Annotated in this window: 17 protein-coding genes and 1 tRNA gene; 4 read left to right on the top strand and 14 right to left on the bottom strand. The window is 66.1% G+C overall.

Annotated elements, in window-relative coordinates; translation table 11 throughout:
• Positions 1–12 precede the first annotated feature (12 nt).
• Both ACO05N_RS13305 and ACO05N_RS13310 read left to right on the top strand, forming a co-directional pair.
• Positions 13–648, top strand: coding sequence for a peptidylprolyl isomerase (locus ACO05N_RS13305; protein ID WP_422057558.1), 636 nt, complete (start codon positions 13–15; stop codon positions 646–648).
• A gap of 77 nt (positions 649–725) precedes the next feature.
• On the top strand, positions 726–1073 hold the full coding sequence (locus tag ACO05N_RS13310) for a hypothetical protein (protein WP_422057559.1): 348 nt from the start codon (positions 726–728) through the stop codon (positions 1071–1073).
• Positions 1074–1076: 3 nt separating this feature from the next.
• Here ACO05N_RS13310 and mazG read toward each other — a convergent pair whose 3' ends face one another.
• Genes mazG through ACO05N_RS13360 form a run of 10 tightly spaced genes read right to left on the bottom strand, consistent with a single transcriptional unit; the run spans position 1077 to position 10287 of the window.
• Positions 1077–1871 carry a nucleoside triphosphate pyrophosphohydrolase gene (gene mazG, locus ACO05N_RS13315; protein WP_422057560.1) on the bottom strand — a complete coding sequence of 265 codons (795 nt, stop codon included), beginning with the start codon at positions 1869–1871 and terminating at the stop codon, positions 1077–1079.
• Between the two features lie 22 nt (positions 1872–1893).
• On the bottom strand, positions 1894–2505 hold the full coding sequence (locus ACO05N_RS13320; protein ID WP_422058754.1) for a retropepsin-like aspartic protease family protein: 612 nt from the start codon (positions 2503–2505) through the stop codon (positions 1894–1896).
• A gap of 5 nt (positions 2506–2510) precedes the next feature.
• On the bottom strand, positions 2511–3275 hold the full coding sequence (locus tag ACO05N_RS13325) for an MBL fold metallo-hydrolase (RefSeq protein ID WP_422057561.1): 765 nt from the start codon (positions 3273–3275) through the stop codon (positions 2511–2513).
• Positions 3272–4057, bottom strand: coding sequence for a TatD family hydrolase (locus tag ACO05N_RS13330; RefSeq protein ID WP_422057562.1), 786 nt, complete (start codon positions 4055–4057; stop codon positions 3272–3274). Before ACO05N_RS13330 ends, ACO05N_RS13325 begins: the two co-directional genes overlap by 4 nt.
• Positions 4054–5610, bottom strand: coding sequence for a methionine--tRNA ligase (metG, locus tag ACO05N_RS13335; RefSeq protein ID WP_422057563.1), 1557 nt, complete (start codon positions 5608–5610; stop codon positions 4054–4056). The genes ACO05N_RS13330 and metG overlap by 4 nt, the downstream gene beginning before the upstream one ends.
• 39 nt (positions 5611–5649) lie before the next feature.
• The gene (locus tag ACO05N_RS13340; RefSeq protein ID WP_422057564.1) at positions 5650–6633 is read right to left on the bottom strand and encodes a DNA polymerase III subunit delta'; all 984 of its coding nucleotides are present in this window, start codon (positions 6631–6633) and stop codon (positions 5650–5652) included.
• Positions 6630–7253, bottom strand: coding sequence for a dTMP kinase (gene tmk / locus ACO05N_RS13345; RefSeq protein ID WP_422057565.1), 624 nt, complete (start codon positions 7251–7253; stop codon positions 6630–6632). Before tmk ends, ACO05N_RS13340 begins: the two co-directional genes overlap by 4 nt.
• A complete protein-coding gene (locus ACO05N_RS13350) occupies positions 7250–8416 on the bottom strand; it encodes a D-alanyl-D-alanine carboxypeptidase family protein (protein ID WP_422057566.1) in 1167 nt (388 codons plus the stop codon). Before ACO05N_RS13350 ends, tmk begins: the two co-directional genes overlap by 4 nt.
• Positions 8417–8444: 28 nt before the next feature.
• On the bottom strand, positions 8445–9287 hold the full coding sequence (locus ACO05N_RS13355; protein ID WP_422057567.1) for an SPOR domain-containing protein: 843 nt from the start codon (positions 9285–9287) through the stop codon (positions 8445–8447).
• Positions 9271–10287, bottom strand: coding sequence for a lytic murein transglycosylase (locus ACO05N_RS13360; protein ID WP_422057568.1), 1017 nt, complete (start codon positions 10285–10287; stop codon positions 9271–9273). The genes ACO05N_RS13355 and ACO05N_RS13360 overlap by 17 nt, the downstream gene beginning before the upstream one ends.
• A 138-nt stretch (positions 10288–10425) precedes the next feature.
• Here ACO05N_RS13360 and ACO05N_RS13365 point away from each other — a divergent pair.
• A tRNA-Ser gene (locus tag ACO05N_RS13365) sits at positions 10426–10515 on the top strand.
• A gap of 51 nt (positions 10516–10566) precedes the next feature.
• Here the strand turns inward: ACO05N_RS13365 and ACO05N_RS13370 are convergent.
• Together ACO05N_RS13370 and ACO05N_RS13375 are read right to left on the bottom strand one after the other, a co-directional pair.
• Positions 10567–11355 (bottom strand): SDR family oxidoreductase, encoded by a 789-nt coding sequence (locus ACO05N_RS13370; RefSeq protein ID WP_422057569.1) that lies wholly within the window; start codon positions 11353–11355, stop codon positions 10567–10569.
• On the bottom strand, positions 11352–11681 hold the full coding sequence (locus ACO05N_RS13375; protein ID WP_422057570.1) for a nuclear transport factor 2 family protein: 330 nt from the start codon (positions 11679–11681) through the stop codon (positions 11352–11354). Before ACO05N_RS13375 ends, ACO05N_RS13370 begins: the two co-directional genes overlap by 4 nt.
• A gap of 96 nt (positions 11682–11777) precedes the next feature.
• Here ACO05N_RS13375 and ACO05N_RS13380 point away from each other — a divergent pair, with 96 nt between their 5' ends.
• Positions 11778–12785, top strand: coding sequence for a LysR family transcriptional regulator (locus tag ACO05N_RS13380; protein WP_422057571.1), 1008 nt, complete (start codon positions 11778–11780; stop codon positions 12783–12785).
• Here ACO05N_RS13380 and ACO05N_RS13385 read toward each other — a convergent pair.
• Positions 12782–13372 carry a phage tail protein gene (locus ACO05N_RS13385; protein ID WP_422057572.1) on the bottom strand — a complete coding sequence of 197 codons (591 nt, stop codon included), beginning with the start codon at positions 13370–13372 and terminating at the stop codon, positions 12782–12784. The two genes, ACO05N_RS13380 and ACO05N_RS13385, sit on opposite strands and share 4 nt — an antisense overlap.
• Positions 13373–13392: 20 nt before the next feature.
• Positions 13393–13932: a phage tail protein gene (locus ACO05N_RS13390; RefSeq protein WP_422057573.1), complete on the bottom strand. Its 540-nt coding sequence runs from the start codon at positions 13930–13932 to the stop codon at positions 13393–13395.
• Between the last annotated feature and the right edge of the window lie 11 nt (positions 13933–13943).

The following is a 13943-nucleotide window of genomic DNA, read 5'->3' on the forward strand; positions in this document are numbered from 1 at the left end:
CGGCGTGGGGTAATGCTGGGTTTCGGCGCGCTGCTGCTGGTCGCGGCGGGGCCCGCCGCGCAAGAGCCGGCGACGGTGCGCGTGCGGCTGGTGACCAGCGCGGGGAGCATCACGCTGGCGCTGGACGCGCGGCGGGCGCCGCTGACGGTCGCGAACTTCCTGCGCTATGTCGATGATGGCCGGCTGGAGGGAACGCATTTCTATCGCGCGGCGCGGCGGAAGGGCGATCCGAGCAAGGGCTTCATCCAGGGCGGGATCGGCACCGATGCGCGCCGCATCCTGCCATCGGTGCCGCTGGAGCCGACCAGCAAGACCGGGATCAGGCATCTAAGCGGCACGATCTCGATGGCGCGGTCGATCGATCCGAATTCGGCGCATGGCAATTTCTCGATCATGGTCGGCGACAATCCGACGCTCGACGCGCGGCCGGGCAAGCTTGGCTATGCCGCCTTCGGGCGGGTGATCGGTGGGATGGACGTCGTCGGCCGCATCCTCGCCATGCCGACTGGCGGCGGGCGCGAAGAGATGCGCGGGCAGATGATCCTGAAGCGGGTCAGGATCCTGCGCGCCGAGCGGCTCGACGGGACGGCCAAGCCGACCGGGCGCCCCAGGCCGTGGCTGATCGACCTGCCGTGGCGGCGCGATTAGGGGCGAAGCGTCCGTAATTTCACCTAAATCGCGCACGGCGGCTTGCTGCGATGCAGCATCGTTGCCATATTATCGCGATGAATACCGAGAAGGGGGCGGAGTCTCCGCCAAACCCGACGCCGATCGTGCTGGAGGGGATCGTCAGGCAGAAATGCATGAACGCGATCTATAACCGCACGCGCATGGTGTTGGCGCCGCACATTCTCTACACGCGTGGCGGGTCGCTGTATGTCGACGCGCAGGTGGTTTCACGCGACTTCGTGATTCCGCGCGAGGAGAAGTTCGGGACGTTCAAGGTCGATGGGCTGCGCAATCTGGCGCTGACCGAGCGCGATTTCGCGATCAGCAGGCTGTTTCTGCCCGAGTCCGAGAAATATGACGGGACGACACTGATGGCGGTGGAGCCGCAGGGCGCGTCGGCCTGAACCTTATTCGGCCGATTTGACCGCGACCCACAGGTCTTCCTGTTGCTCCAGCGACAGGCCCGCGAATGCGTCGCCGGCCTGGGCCTCCATTGCGCGAAAGCGGCGTTCGAACTTGGCGTTGGCGGCGCGCAGGGCCGCTTCGGGATCGATGCCGAGCTTGCGCGACCAGTTGACCGTGGCAAACAGCAGATCGCCGATTTCCTCCGCACGGTGGTCGTCGCTGGTCGCGCTCTCGACCTCGGCCAGTTCCTCGTCGATCTTGGCGCGGGCATCCGCCGGGTCGGTCCAGTCGAACCCGGTGCGCGCGGCGCGCTTCTGCAGCTTTTCGGCGCGGGTGAGGGCGGGGAAGCCGATTGCGACCCCGTCGAGCGCTCCGCTCGTCCCCTTGCTCCCCCGCTCTTCGGCCTTGATTTGTTCCCACAGGTGATGGCCGCCATGTTCGGCGCCACGGAAAATATGCGGGTGGCGGCGTTCCATCTTGTCGCAGATGCCGGTGATGACGTCGGACAGGTCGAACGCGCCGAGCTCCTGTGCCATGCGGCTGTGGAAGATCACCTGAAGCAGCAGATCGCCGAGTTCGTCCTTAAGATCGGTCAGGTCGTTGCGCGCGATGGCATCGGCGACCTCATAGGCTTCCTCGATCGTGTAGGGTGCAATCGTGGCGAAGGTCTGGACGGTATCCCATTCACAGCCCGTCACCGGATCGCGCAACCGCGCCATGATCGCCATCAGGCGCTCGATACCCGGGGGCACGATTTCGGCACCATCGGGTCCGGGAGAGACCGCCTGCTCGCTCATGGCTTAAGTCCGATAATATACATTATGTTAAATCAGCATTGCTATGCGGCTCGAGGATCAGCACGTTCCCCTCCACCCGCCAGGATTTGAGGCGCGTCAGGAAATTCATGCCCAGCACGTCGAGATCGCCGAAGCTCGGCGCGACGAACACGGTGAGGTCGTTTGTCGCCAGCGATCCCACCGCGACCCGCTCGGCTTGCGCGCGCCGCGCATCGACCGTGCCGTTCGCGGTCGATACCTGCACCGGTAGACCGCGTGCATATTCGATGCCCGCAGCTTGTGCGGTCCCTTCGCTGATCGCGCTGACGGTCGCGCCGCTGTCGATCAGCATGCGGCGTTCGACACCGTTGATCGTTGCGCGCGCCCAGAAATGGCCGTCGGGCGACAGCCGAATGCGCACGGTTTCGCCCGCAGTGACCTGGGCCGGTTCGGACAGGCCGACGCTTGTGGTGATCGCCTCCAGCTGGTCGCCGATCCGATCCTTGTTGATCACGACGACATAGATCAGCGCAGCGATTGCAGCCCAGCCGATCACCGTCTTGACGATAAAGCCGAACTGCATGTTGCGCACGCTCAGCGACCCCAGCACCAGTGCCAGGAAACCGACCAGTGAGACCAGCTGGATGATCTGCATTTCGGTCAAACGTGCAACTCCATGCCGTCATGGCCCGGCTCGACCCCCGCGGGCAGCTCGGCTTTGAGGGTCATATAGTCCATTGAGTGATCCATATGAACGAGAACCGTGCGGCGCGCACGACATTGCTGCGCCCAGGCGAGCGTTTGCGCGAGATGCGGGTGGGTCGGGTGCGGCTCACGGCGCAGCGCATCGGCGACCCACAGGTCGAGATCGCTGTAGAGTGACGCCATTTCGTCGGTGAATATATTGAAATCAGTGGCATAGCCGACTGACTTCCCAGCATGTTCAAAGCGTAGCCCCGCGCTGGTGATCCCGCCATGTGGCTGATCGACCGTATGCACCACGATGTCGCCGATCATCATGCCGTCGCGCAACGGCTCGATCGTCGCGGTGGGGCGATATGGCCCTCCCCCTTCGAACACATAGCGGAATCGCTCGCGCACCCGTTCCTGCGTCTTCCAGTCGGCGAGTCCGCGCACCGGGGCGCCGCGCAGGTGCATCAACTGGCGCAGATCGTCGATGCCGTGGCAGTGATCGGCATGGTCGTGGGTCCAGATCACGGCGTCGATGTCCGAGATGTCTGCGGCGATCAGCTGCTCGCGCAGGTCCGGGCTGGTGTCGACCAGAATACGGGTGGCGCCGGCCTCGACCAGGATCGAGGCGCGCGTGCGGCGGTTGCGCGGGTCGGTCGGATCGCAGCTGCCCCAGTCGTTGCCGATGCGGGGGACGCCTGAAGACGTGCCTGAGCCGAGGATGCGGACCTTCACGGGGCCGTCAGTGTCTTTGCGAACAGCCGGTGGAAGTTTTCGCGGGTCGCCTCGGCCAATTCCTCGGCGTCCATCCCGCGCAGCTGAGCGAGGAAACGGCAGGTGTCGGCGACGAAGGCCGGTTCGCCGGTCTTGCCGCGATGGGGAACGGGGGCGAGGAACGGGGCATCGGTCTCGATCAGCAGCCGGTCGAGCGGGAGGCGCGCGGCGGTTTCCTGAAGGTCACGGGCGTTCTTGAACGTCACGATCCCCGATATGGAGATATAAAAGCCCAATTCCAGTGCCTTGTCGGCGAATTCTCCACTCGCTGTGAAGCAGTGGATGACGCCGGGATAGGCCCCCTTCCCCATTTCCTCGGCGAGGATCGCGGCTGTGTCCGCCTCGGCATCGCGAGTGTGAACGATCAGTGGCAGGCCGGTTTCGCGGCTCGCGGCGATGTGCGCACGGAAGCTGGTCTGCTGCTGGGCGCGGTCGCTATGGTCGTAATAATAGTCGAGCCCGGTCTCACCGATGCCGACGACGCGCGGGTGCGTGGCGCGGGCGAGCAGCTTGGCGGTATCGATATGCGGGTGCTCGTCCGCCTCATGCGGGTGGATGCCGACCGTGGCCCAGACGTCGCTTTCGCGCTCGGCGGTGGCCAGCACCTCGTCCCATTCGCGCTCGCGCGTCGCGATGTTGAGCATTGCGACGACGCCGCTCTCGCGGGCACGGGCCAGCACCTCGGGCTGCTGCTCGCCCAGACCCTTGTAATTGAGATGGCAATGGCTGTCGGCGAGCCTCATGCGGTGGGCTCCTCCGCCAGCACGAGGCGCGGGAACACACCGGTCGGCGGGTCGAGGCGGAAGCCTGACGCCACGGCGGCATCATACCAGCCCTTGTTGTCGAGCGCCGCATGGTCGCGACCATCCTGCCCGAGCTGGTCGAGGATCTTGCCAGCACTTTCGGGGATTACCGGCAGGACCAGGATCGCCAGATCGCGGATCGCGCGGACCAGCGTGCCGAGCACAGCGTGCATCCGTTCCGGATCGGTCTTGCGCAGCGCCCAAGGGGCCTGGACGTCGATATACTGGTTGCAGGCGAACACCGCGCGCATCCACGCCTCCAGCCCCTGATTGAGCGCGAGCGTGTCGAACGCGGTGCGGAATTCGCGGCCGGCCTCGTCGATCGTCGTGAGCAACTCCGCATCGGCCGGGTCGCTGCGGCCAGCCTCAGGCAGCGCGCCTTCGAGGTTCTTGGCAATGAACGACAGCGTCCGCTGCGCCAGATTGCCGAAGCTGTTCGCCAGATCGGCATTGGCGCGGGTGACGATCGCCTCATCGCTGAAGCTGCCGTCATTGCCGAACGCGACCTCACGCAGCAGGAAATAGCGCAGCGCATCGACGCCATAGAGCCGCGTCAGCTCCATCGGATCGGCGACGTTGCCGGTCGATTTCGACATCTTCTCGCCGCGATTGAGGATGAAGCCGTGCGCGAACACCTGTTTCGGCAGCGGCAGATCGGCCGACATCAGGAAGGCGGGCCAGTAGACCGCGTGGAAGCGCGTAATGTCCTTGCCGATCAGGTGCAGGTTCGCCGGCCAGTAGCGCGCCAGATCGCTCCCCGCATCGGGATAGCCGGTGCCGGTGAGATAGTTGGTCAGCGCATCGACCCAGACATACATGACATGGCCGGGCGAGTTCGGCACCGGCACGCCCCAGTCGAAGCTGGTGCGCGACACCGACAGGTCGACCAGTCCGCCCTCGACGAACTTGACGACCTCGTTGCGCGAGCGTTCCGGCCGGATGAAGTCCGGGTTTGCAGCGTAGAGGTCGAGCAAGGGCTGCTGATATTTGGACAGGCGGAAGAACCACGTTTCCTCGGCAGTCCATTCGACGGGGGTGCCCTGCGGCGACAGCTTGACGCCGCCCTCCCCCTCGGTGAGCTCCTTTTCCTCGTAGAATGCTTCGTCGCGGACCGAATACCAGCCTTCATATCGGTCGCGATACAGGTCGCCCTTGGCCTCCATAGCGGCCCAGATTGCCTGGCTGGCGGCATAATGATCGGGGTCGACCGTGCGGATGAAGCGATCATATGAAATATTCAGATCGCGCGCCATGTCACTGAAATAGGCTGACATTTCATCAGCAAGCTGACGCGGGGTGAGGTCGCGGGCGCGCGCGGTCTGGGCGATCTTGAGGCCATGCTCATCGGTTCCGGTCTGAAAGCGCACGTCGCGCCCCGCCTGACGCTGGAACCGCGCAATCGCGTCGGCGGCGATCATCTCATAAGCGTGGCCGATATGCGGCTTGCCGTTGGGGTAATGGATCGCGGTGGTGATGTAGTAAGGTTCGGACATGGGGGCGCTCTAGCGGCTTCTGCGCGGCGGCGAAAGCAGTCAGCGCTTCGCCAGCCGCGCGATAATCCCGCCCATTTCGAACACCGTCGCCTGCGCGTCGAGCGACTGGGCGAGCGCGACCGGGCCGAGCTGCGACGCGGCCTCATAGACCGCAATCGCCTCCGCTAGGGCTGCGCCATGGCGTCCGCGTGCTTCGGCAAGCGCGAAGGCGGGAACGCGGGCGAGGAACGCCTCGTAGCGCGGTTGTGCCGCCTTGCTTCCCAGCGTGCGGGCGAGGCGCGCGCGGATCGCGTTGTCGGGGTCGCCGCGCGCGGCAATCGCCGCCATTTCGCTGTCGATCGAGGCGAGGTCCAGGCCGGCGAAGCTGAGTGCGCGACCAGGCGAGCCCTGCCCGGCGCGGACCAGCGCCTCGACCTCCGCCGCGCTTGCCTCCGGCATCGCCGCGCGCACGACCGCCGCGACCTCGCTATCCGGCAGCGGGTCGAAGCGCAGCACGCGGCAGCGCGAGCGGATGGTCGGAAGCAACCGCCCCGGCGAATGGCTGACCAGCAGGAAGATCGTCCCCGCCGGCGGTTCCTCAAGGTTCTTGAGCAGCGCGTTGGCGGCACCCGGGCGTTCGACATCGTCGATCGCGTCGATCACGATGACGCGGCGGCTCGACATGCTCGGCTTGGTCGCGAACATCGGGTTGAGCGCACGGATCTGGGCGATGTTGATCGACCGCGCGATATTCTCGCCCGGCTTGTCGGGATCCTTGGGCAGGCGGACCAGCGCGCGGTAATCGGGATGTGCGCCAGACTCGATCAGCTTGCGGGTCGGGTTGTCCTCGGGAAGGTCGAAGTCGTCCGAGGGCGATACCTGCCCGGCCCCTTCGGCGAGCAGGCGCGCGGCGGCGGCGCGGGCGAAGCTTGCCTTGCCCAACCCTTCGGCGCCAGCGATCAGCCAGGCGTGGTGCAGCTGTCCGCTCGACATGGCGGCGCGAAACGCGGCCTTTGCCGCGGCATTGGGGCCGGTTGACGTCATGGCAGCAGATCGGTCAGCGCGTCCATCAGTGACGCCGTGACGTCATCCACGCTGCCCGAGGCATCGACCAGCCGCACGCGATCGGGCTCGGCCGCGGCGATGCGGCGGAACTGCGCGGCTACGGCGGCGTGGAAGTCCGGCCCGCGCGCGCCGAAGCGATCGGCGGCCCCGCCGTCGCGCTCCAGCGATCGGGCATGGCCCGCACCATCGGGCAGGTCGAGCACGAGCGTGCGGTCAGGCAACAGCCCGCGCGACCCGAAGCCGTGCAGCGCCAGGATCGCGGCGTCGTCGATATCCTGTGCCCCCTGATAGGCGCGGGTGGAGTCGACATAGCGGTCGCACAACACCCAGCTTCCGGCCTCCACCGCCGGGCGGATCAGCTTTTCGACATGATCGGCGCGCGCGGCGGCGAAGAGCAAAGTTTCGGTGTGCGCGCTCCAGCGGGTGACCGCGCCCTGCATCAACAGGCCGCGGATCGCCTCCGCCCCCTCGGTCCCGCCGGGTTCGCGCGTCAGCACGACATGGATGCCCCGCGCCTCGAGCGCGGCGGCGAGCCGCTTGGCCTGGGTCGACTTGCCCGCGCCCTCCCCGCCTTCGAGGCTGAGGAAGACGCCCCTCACGCGCCGAACAGCGACAGCAGGCCGGCCCAGATGCGGCCGAAAAAGCCTGCTTCACCGACATCGGCGGCGGCGACCAGCGGGAGGCGCTGTTCGGGCAGGCCGGGCGAGGTGACGACGAGGTCGGCGATATGCTGGCCCGCCTTGATCGGTGCCTTGATCGGCCCCTGATAGACCACGGTCGCGCGCAGATTGGGGTTGGCGCCGGAGGGGATGGCGATGGCGAGATCGCGCGGGGCGACGAGGCCGACCTGCGATGCATCGCCCAGCTGGACATCGGCCTGCTCGACCGTGCGACCCTTGGTCACCAGCTTCCGCGACGACCAGGCGCGGAAGCCCCAGTCCATGAACCTGACCGATTCCTCGATCCGGGCATTGAAGCTGTTGAGGCCCGCAACGACCATCACCAGTCGGCGCCCATTCTGCTCGGCCGATCCAGTGAAACCATAGCCGGCTTCATCGGTATGCCCGGTCTTGAGGCCATCCGCCCCGCGCACGCGGCCCAGCAGCGGGTCGCGGTTCGCCTGGGTGATCGGCGCGCCGCCCATGGTGGTGCCGTAAGTGAAGCTCTCCTTGGAGTAGAAGCGCTTGTAGAGATCGGGATGGTTGGTGATCGTTGCCTTGGCGAGCGTCGCAAGGTCGCGCGCGGTCACGACGGTGCGCCCTTCGTCCGGCCAGCCGTTGGAGGTGCCGAAACGGCTCGCCTTGAGACCGATCTCCCTGGCCTTCTGGTTCATCAGATTGACAAAGGCTTCCTCGGTCCCGGCGATATGTTCGGCCAGCACGACGCACGCGTCATTGCCGGACACGACCATGATGCCGTTGAGCAGATTTTCCACGCTGACCTTCGATCCCGGTGACAGGAACATGGTCGAACCCGCTGACGGACCATGCCATTTCCGCCAGGTCTCGGGGCGGACATCGGCCATGTCGGACAGCTTCAGCTTGCCCTGCTTGATCAGGTCGAACGCGACATAGGCGGTCATCATCTTCGCCATCGACGCGGGCGGCATCGGGCGGTCGGCGTCCTTGGCATACAGCACCGCGCCCGACGACAGATCCTCAAGATAGGCGACCGGGGCCGCCGTTTCGAACGGAGGCGTCTGCGCCGTGGCAGGCGCAAGCGCGAGCGAGACGGCAGTGGCGGCGAGGATCAGCTTCTTCATGGGGATCATGGGGTCCGGGGTTTGAGGGTCAGGGAATCGAAACGATGCGCGCATCGCCATAGCCGCGGCGCGCGACATCCGCACGTGCGCGTTCGGCGGCGCCGGTGTTGGGATAGGGCCCGAGCTGGACGCGGTACACCCCGCCGCCCGGGCGGACGATGCCGCCCAGTTCATCGGCGAGCGCGCGGGCGCGGGCGGCGCTGGAGAGCGCGGCGACCTGCACGAACAGGCCGCGGGTGGCGGGAGCTGTCTGGGTCGCGCGCGGCGTGGGTCGGGTGGCAGGGCGCGGTGGCGGCGGCGTCGATGCGATCTCGCGCGGGGTGTCACCCAAGCGGCGGCGCAGACCGGCGAGTAACGCTGGCGGCGCATCGGCACGCATTGGGGCGGGCTGGCTCGTGGCGAGCGCAGTCGCATCCTGTCCGGTCACGCTGACGCGGCGAACGCGGACGGGCGGGTTGCCGGTGACGCCCAGCTGGCGTGCGGCGGCACCGGACAGCTCGATCAACCCAGTCCCCTGTCCTCGGATCAGGACGAGGATGGTCTTGCCACTGTCGAGTGCGGTGACCTCGGCATGCGTGCCCTGTGGCAGCACGCCGCTGAGCGCGAACACGCCCTCACCTGCCCCCGCATAGCCGGCATAGCCGACGCGGTCATAGCGTTCTTCCCCCGGGCGCAGGCGCGAGCTGCCCTGCGGACCCTCACCGGTTGCGGGGCCGCCCTCGGGCGCGCCATAGCCCGCGCCGGGGGCAGCCGGAGCCTCGGCCTGCGGCGCGGCGGGTGCCGGCGGCAGTTCCTCCAGATCGTCGCCCCCGCCAAAGCCGCACGCGCTCAGCAGCGCGGCGGCGGCGACGACACTAATGTTCGACTTCATCGGCCAGCAGCCCCACCGAAAGCGCATAGAAATTCGAGCAATTGTAATCGAGGATCACGCGGTAATTGCCGGTGAGCAGATAGGCGGTCTTGCCCGGCCCGTCCGGTTCCAGCAGCGTCGCCTGAATATGGTCGGCGGGCCAGCTGCCCGATTGCGGCACGATGCCCAGCGCGCGCCATTCGGCCATCGTCCGCCACTGCGAATGGCGTTCGAACACGCGCGTGCAGCGGGTCGGCACAGTACGATTGGAGAGCGCGGCGCGGTCGAGACTGGACGGGACGGTGACTGCCACGCCCCAGGGCTGGCCCGGGCGCCAGCCGGCGGCGACAAAGTAATTGGCGATCGAGGCCAGCGTATCTGCCTCGTTCGACCAGATGTTCGCAACCCCGTCGCCATCGCCGTCGCGCGCCAGGCGCAGATAGACCGAAGGCAGGAATTGCGGATAGCCGAACGCCCCGGCCCAACTGCCCTTGAGCGAATCGCGTGGTACGCCGCGATCGACCATCTTCATCGTCGCGATGAACTCGCCCGCGAACAGCGTGCGACGGCGCCCTTCATAGGCGAGCGTGGCGAGGCTGCGCGGCAGGTCGAAACCGCCGGTATAGGCGCCGTAATTGGTCTCATGCCCGAAGATCGCGACCATGATCGATTCTGGCACGCCGGTCTCGCGCTCCACGCGCTCCAGCTTGGATCGCAGGCGGCGATAGGTTTCGCGCCCGCGATTGATCCGCGCGGCATCGACGTGGCGCGCCTTGTAAGGCGCGAAATTGGGGATCGGGCCGGTCGAGCTGCCGCCGGGCTGGTCGCGGTCCAGCTCGACCACGCGCGGGTTATAGGTGAGCGAGGGCAGCACTGCATCGAGCGTTCGCGCGCTCACCCCCTCGCGCAGCGCCTGTTCGCGCAGCGGCCCGTTGACATAGGCCTGAAACCCCACCTCGTCCTGCGCCACTGCAGACCCGCCGCAGACGCCAAGCGTCACGACCGCCGTTCCGATTAACATGAAGCGCCGCACATGGCCCAAAACATCCCGCATACCCATTCTCTGCCACAGGGCGCGGCGGGCATGAACCCCCTTAGGCGGTGAAATCACGCCGCACTTGCGGAAAACGAGCCGAACAGCCTAAGGCGCACGCTGCGCGGAGAGGTGGCCGAGTGGTTTAAGGCAGCGGTCTTGAAAACCGCCGTGGGTGCAAGCCCACCGTGGGTTCGAATCCCACCCTCTCCGCCAGCTGATGCGTCGAACCCTTGCGACCCGGGCGCGCGTGGGCCGTGCGAGCGCTCAAACCGTGCTAATGGTCCCGCCGTCGATGACGAACTCCGCACCATGGATCGCGGCCGCGCGGTCGGCGGCGAGATAGGCGATCAGGTCGGCCACCTCTTCGGGTTCGGCCCCACGCCCGATCGAAATCCCGCCCAGCGCATCCAGCACCGACTGACGCGCGTCCTCGATCGTGCCGCCATGGGCCGCCTGAAGCATGCCGAGGAAATCGCCCGCGGCCTGGGTCATGATCCAGCCCGGCGATACGGCGTTGACGCGCACCCCCTTTGGACCGAGCTCCTTCGAGATCGATTTGCTGTAGGTTCGCAGCGCTGCCTTGGCAGCGGCATAGCCGGTCGTGGATTCGGGCAGCGGCAGGACAGACTGGATCGAGGTGACATGCACCACGACGCCCTTCCCGCGCGCAATCATCTGCGGGATCAGCAGGCGATCGAGGCGGACGGTCGCGAGAAGGTTGAGGTTCAGCTCTGCCAGCCAGTGCGCGTCCGTCAGCGCCGCGAAGCCACCCGCCGGCGAGCTCGAACCGCCGATGACATGGGCCAGAATGTCGACGCCACCCAGCCGGTCGATCGCCGCGCTGGCCAATGCTTCGCCACCTTCGGGCGTGGTCAGGTCGGCCTCAACATAGTCGACACCGGCGATGGGGTCCCGGATCGCCCGGGCAGCAGTAATCACCCGTGCGCCGCCAGCGCGGAAACGCTGGACCGTAGCGCGGCCCAGCCCCTTGGTGCCACCGCTAACAAGCACGCGCTTGCCCGCGAACTCGGTGGGATCTGCCGCGATGCTCATATCGTGGTCTCCAGCGTCCGGATGGCGCCGTTCACCAGGGTGAAGCGATAGGTGAACCGCAGCGGGCTCCCCGGAAAGTCGCCATGCGCCGGCCCTTCGACGATGATGTCGGCGCCGTCCGCACGAACCGTGTCGGGCGTGAAGATCGCCTTCACCGGGATCACTTCTTCCTCGAACAGCTGGCGGATCGCCACCTGCCCCTCGAAGTGTTTGCCGTTGTCGATGAAGCGCGCGTCGGGCAGGAAAGGCTGCAACATGCCGTCGATGTCGAGCCGGGCGTTCGCCTCGACATAGTCGGCAATCGGCTTGGGTAGATTCAGTGACATGGTCAGCTCCTCGATGGTGATGAAGCTGACTTAGCGATGGACTTTGGCGCTGATAATCGCGACAAAACGGCATAGCATGTCACGGTAATCGGGATAATGAGCCGCCATTCACTGATCGAGCTGGAAGCGGTGCTCGCCATCGTTCGGTGCGGATCGTTCCGCGCGGCGGCACTCGATCTCGGCATGTCGACTACGGCGATCAGCAATGCGGTGGGCAAGCTGGAACGTGAGCTTGCCGTGCGCCTGTTCAACCGCACGACACGCAGCGTGTCGCTTACCCATGCCGGGCGCATTTTCGTCGCGCAGATCAAACCGGCGCTCGAAGACATTCAGAAGGCGATGAACACCGCGCGCGCGCAGCAGGAGACGCCGTCCGGCACCTTACGCATCAATGCCTTTGCGACGGCTGCGCGCGAGATCATGGCGCCGCTCGTGCTCAGCTATCTTCAGCGCTATCCGCAGGTCCATATCGACCTCGTCACCGAAGGGCGGCTGGTCGATGTCGTGGCGGCCGGCTTCGATCTTGGGGTGCGCAGCGCGGATCTGGTGCCGAACGATGCGATCGCCATTCCGCTTGGCCCGATGCGACGCATGGCGGTGGCGGCGGCTCCAGCCTTTTTCGAAGGTCGGGCGATCCCGCGCATACCCCAGGATCTGCTCGCTTATCCTTGCCTCCGCGTGCGGCTTCCCAATGGCGCGTTGTTCCGCTGGCGGTTCGAGAAGGGCGGCGAAGAGCTGCAGCTCGAGGTCGACGGGCCGATCACGCTAGACGAAGCGTCGCTTGCCCGCATCGCGGCGATGAATGGCACGGGCATTGGCTATTTCATGGAGGCCGATGTCCGCGAGGACATTGCCGCCGGTCGGCTGATCCGCATTCTGGAAGACTGGACGCCTCCGCTCGCGCCGCTGTGCCTTTATTATTCCAACCGGCGCAATCCATCGGCGGCGTTCAAGGCATTTGTCGCGCTCGCTCGCGAAAATGCGGCGGGACGGCTGCCGGATCACCGAAGCGCTGCAGCGACCGGGGCCGGAATGTCGGCTGGCGGTGTCAGCGCGACCCCGCCAGCCCCCATGCTTCGTGCTGCCCGGAAGCCGTCATCCTAGTCCGGATTGACCGGATATTCCCCGTCGTTGCAGATGTAATAGCCCAGCACCAGATAGGGTTGGAGATTGGGGTGCGGCTGGGGAGCCTGGCCCAATGTGCCGTAGGCGGCAGACACCTTCATCCCCAACGTCGTCTTGTCGCCGGCGGCCAGCGGGGGTGCGTCATAGGCGGCGGTTATCTTTGCCGCATTGGTCAGCGCCCGGCTCATCAGCGACGTGCCGACATTGTTGGTAGCGCCAGCAACGCCCGTCATGCCCGCCGTCGACGCACCGGAAAGCTTGGTGCTGAAACTATGGCTGTGGGACGGGGCTTGTGCGTGCGTCAGGGTCACCGTCTCCTGCCCGACCTTTGCGGCAAAGGTAAACTGCTGTCCCGACGGGGAGGAAGCGCCCGCGTCGACCGGGATACGCCCGTTTAGATTGGGCAGATTGAAATTGCTCTTTCCATCCCCGCCGAACCGGATGCCCAGCAGGGAATATAGTGCCGGATCCTGACTTATCTGCAGTTGCCGACCGTCGCATGCGTACCAGCCAACTGGCGCATAGCCGAACGGGAACATGCGAATTTCACCAATAAAAGCGTCCATGGCAGCCTCCCAAGATACCGTTAGTTGTTGAAGTCCGGATAAAGGCCCTGGAACGCGATCGCGTAGGCCAGAACCAGGCTGGGCTGAATATTGGGGTGCGGCTGGTTGTCGCCGCCGTCGATCGAGACCGTCTCCACGTTGGTCTGAAACACGGTTCCGGGTTGCGACTCTGTACAATAGTAGAAATTTGCGCCGACATCGCCGGGTGCCACGGTCGCGCCGGGGGTCAGGCTGGATGCGGACCCCTTTGTCGCACAGACGGTGTGGAAATGGGCCGGAACCGTAGCCGATGTGAGCTGCACCTGTTCGACCCCCGCCTTGGTACCGAGCGCATAGGTCGAACCGCCCGTCAGTTGTCCGAGGTGAACGGGGCTGCGACCCCGCAGATCCGGGAGGTTGAAGGTGGTGACGCCATCGCCACCATAGGTGGTGCCGATCAGCGTAAACAGGACCTGATAGTCGGAAACGCGCAACGAACGCCCGTCGCAGGGCAGGAAATTGGCGGGCGCATATCGGTTGAATGCGAACAGGCGAATTTCGCCGACGTAATATTCTGCCATGGGTTCCTCCT

This window comes from Sphingomonas sp. (genome assembly GCF_965227385.1).
Lineage (GTDB): Bacteria > Pseudomonadota > Alphaproteobacteria > Sphingomonadales > Sphingomonadaceae > Sphingomonas.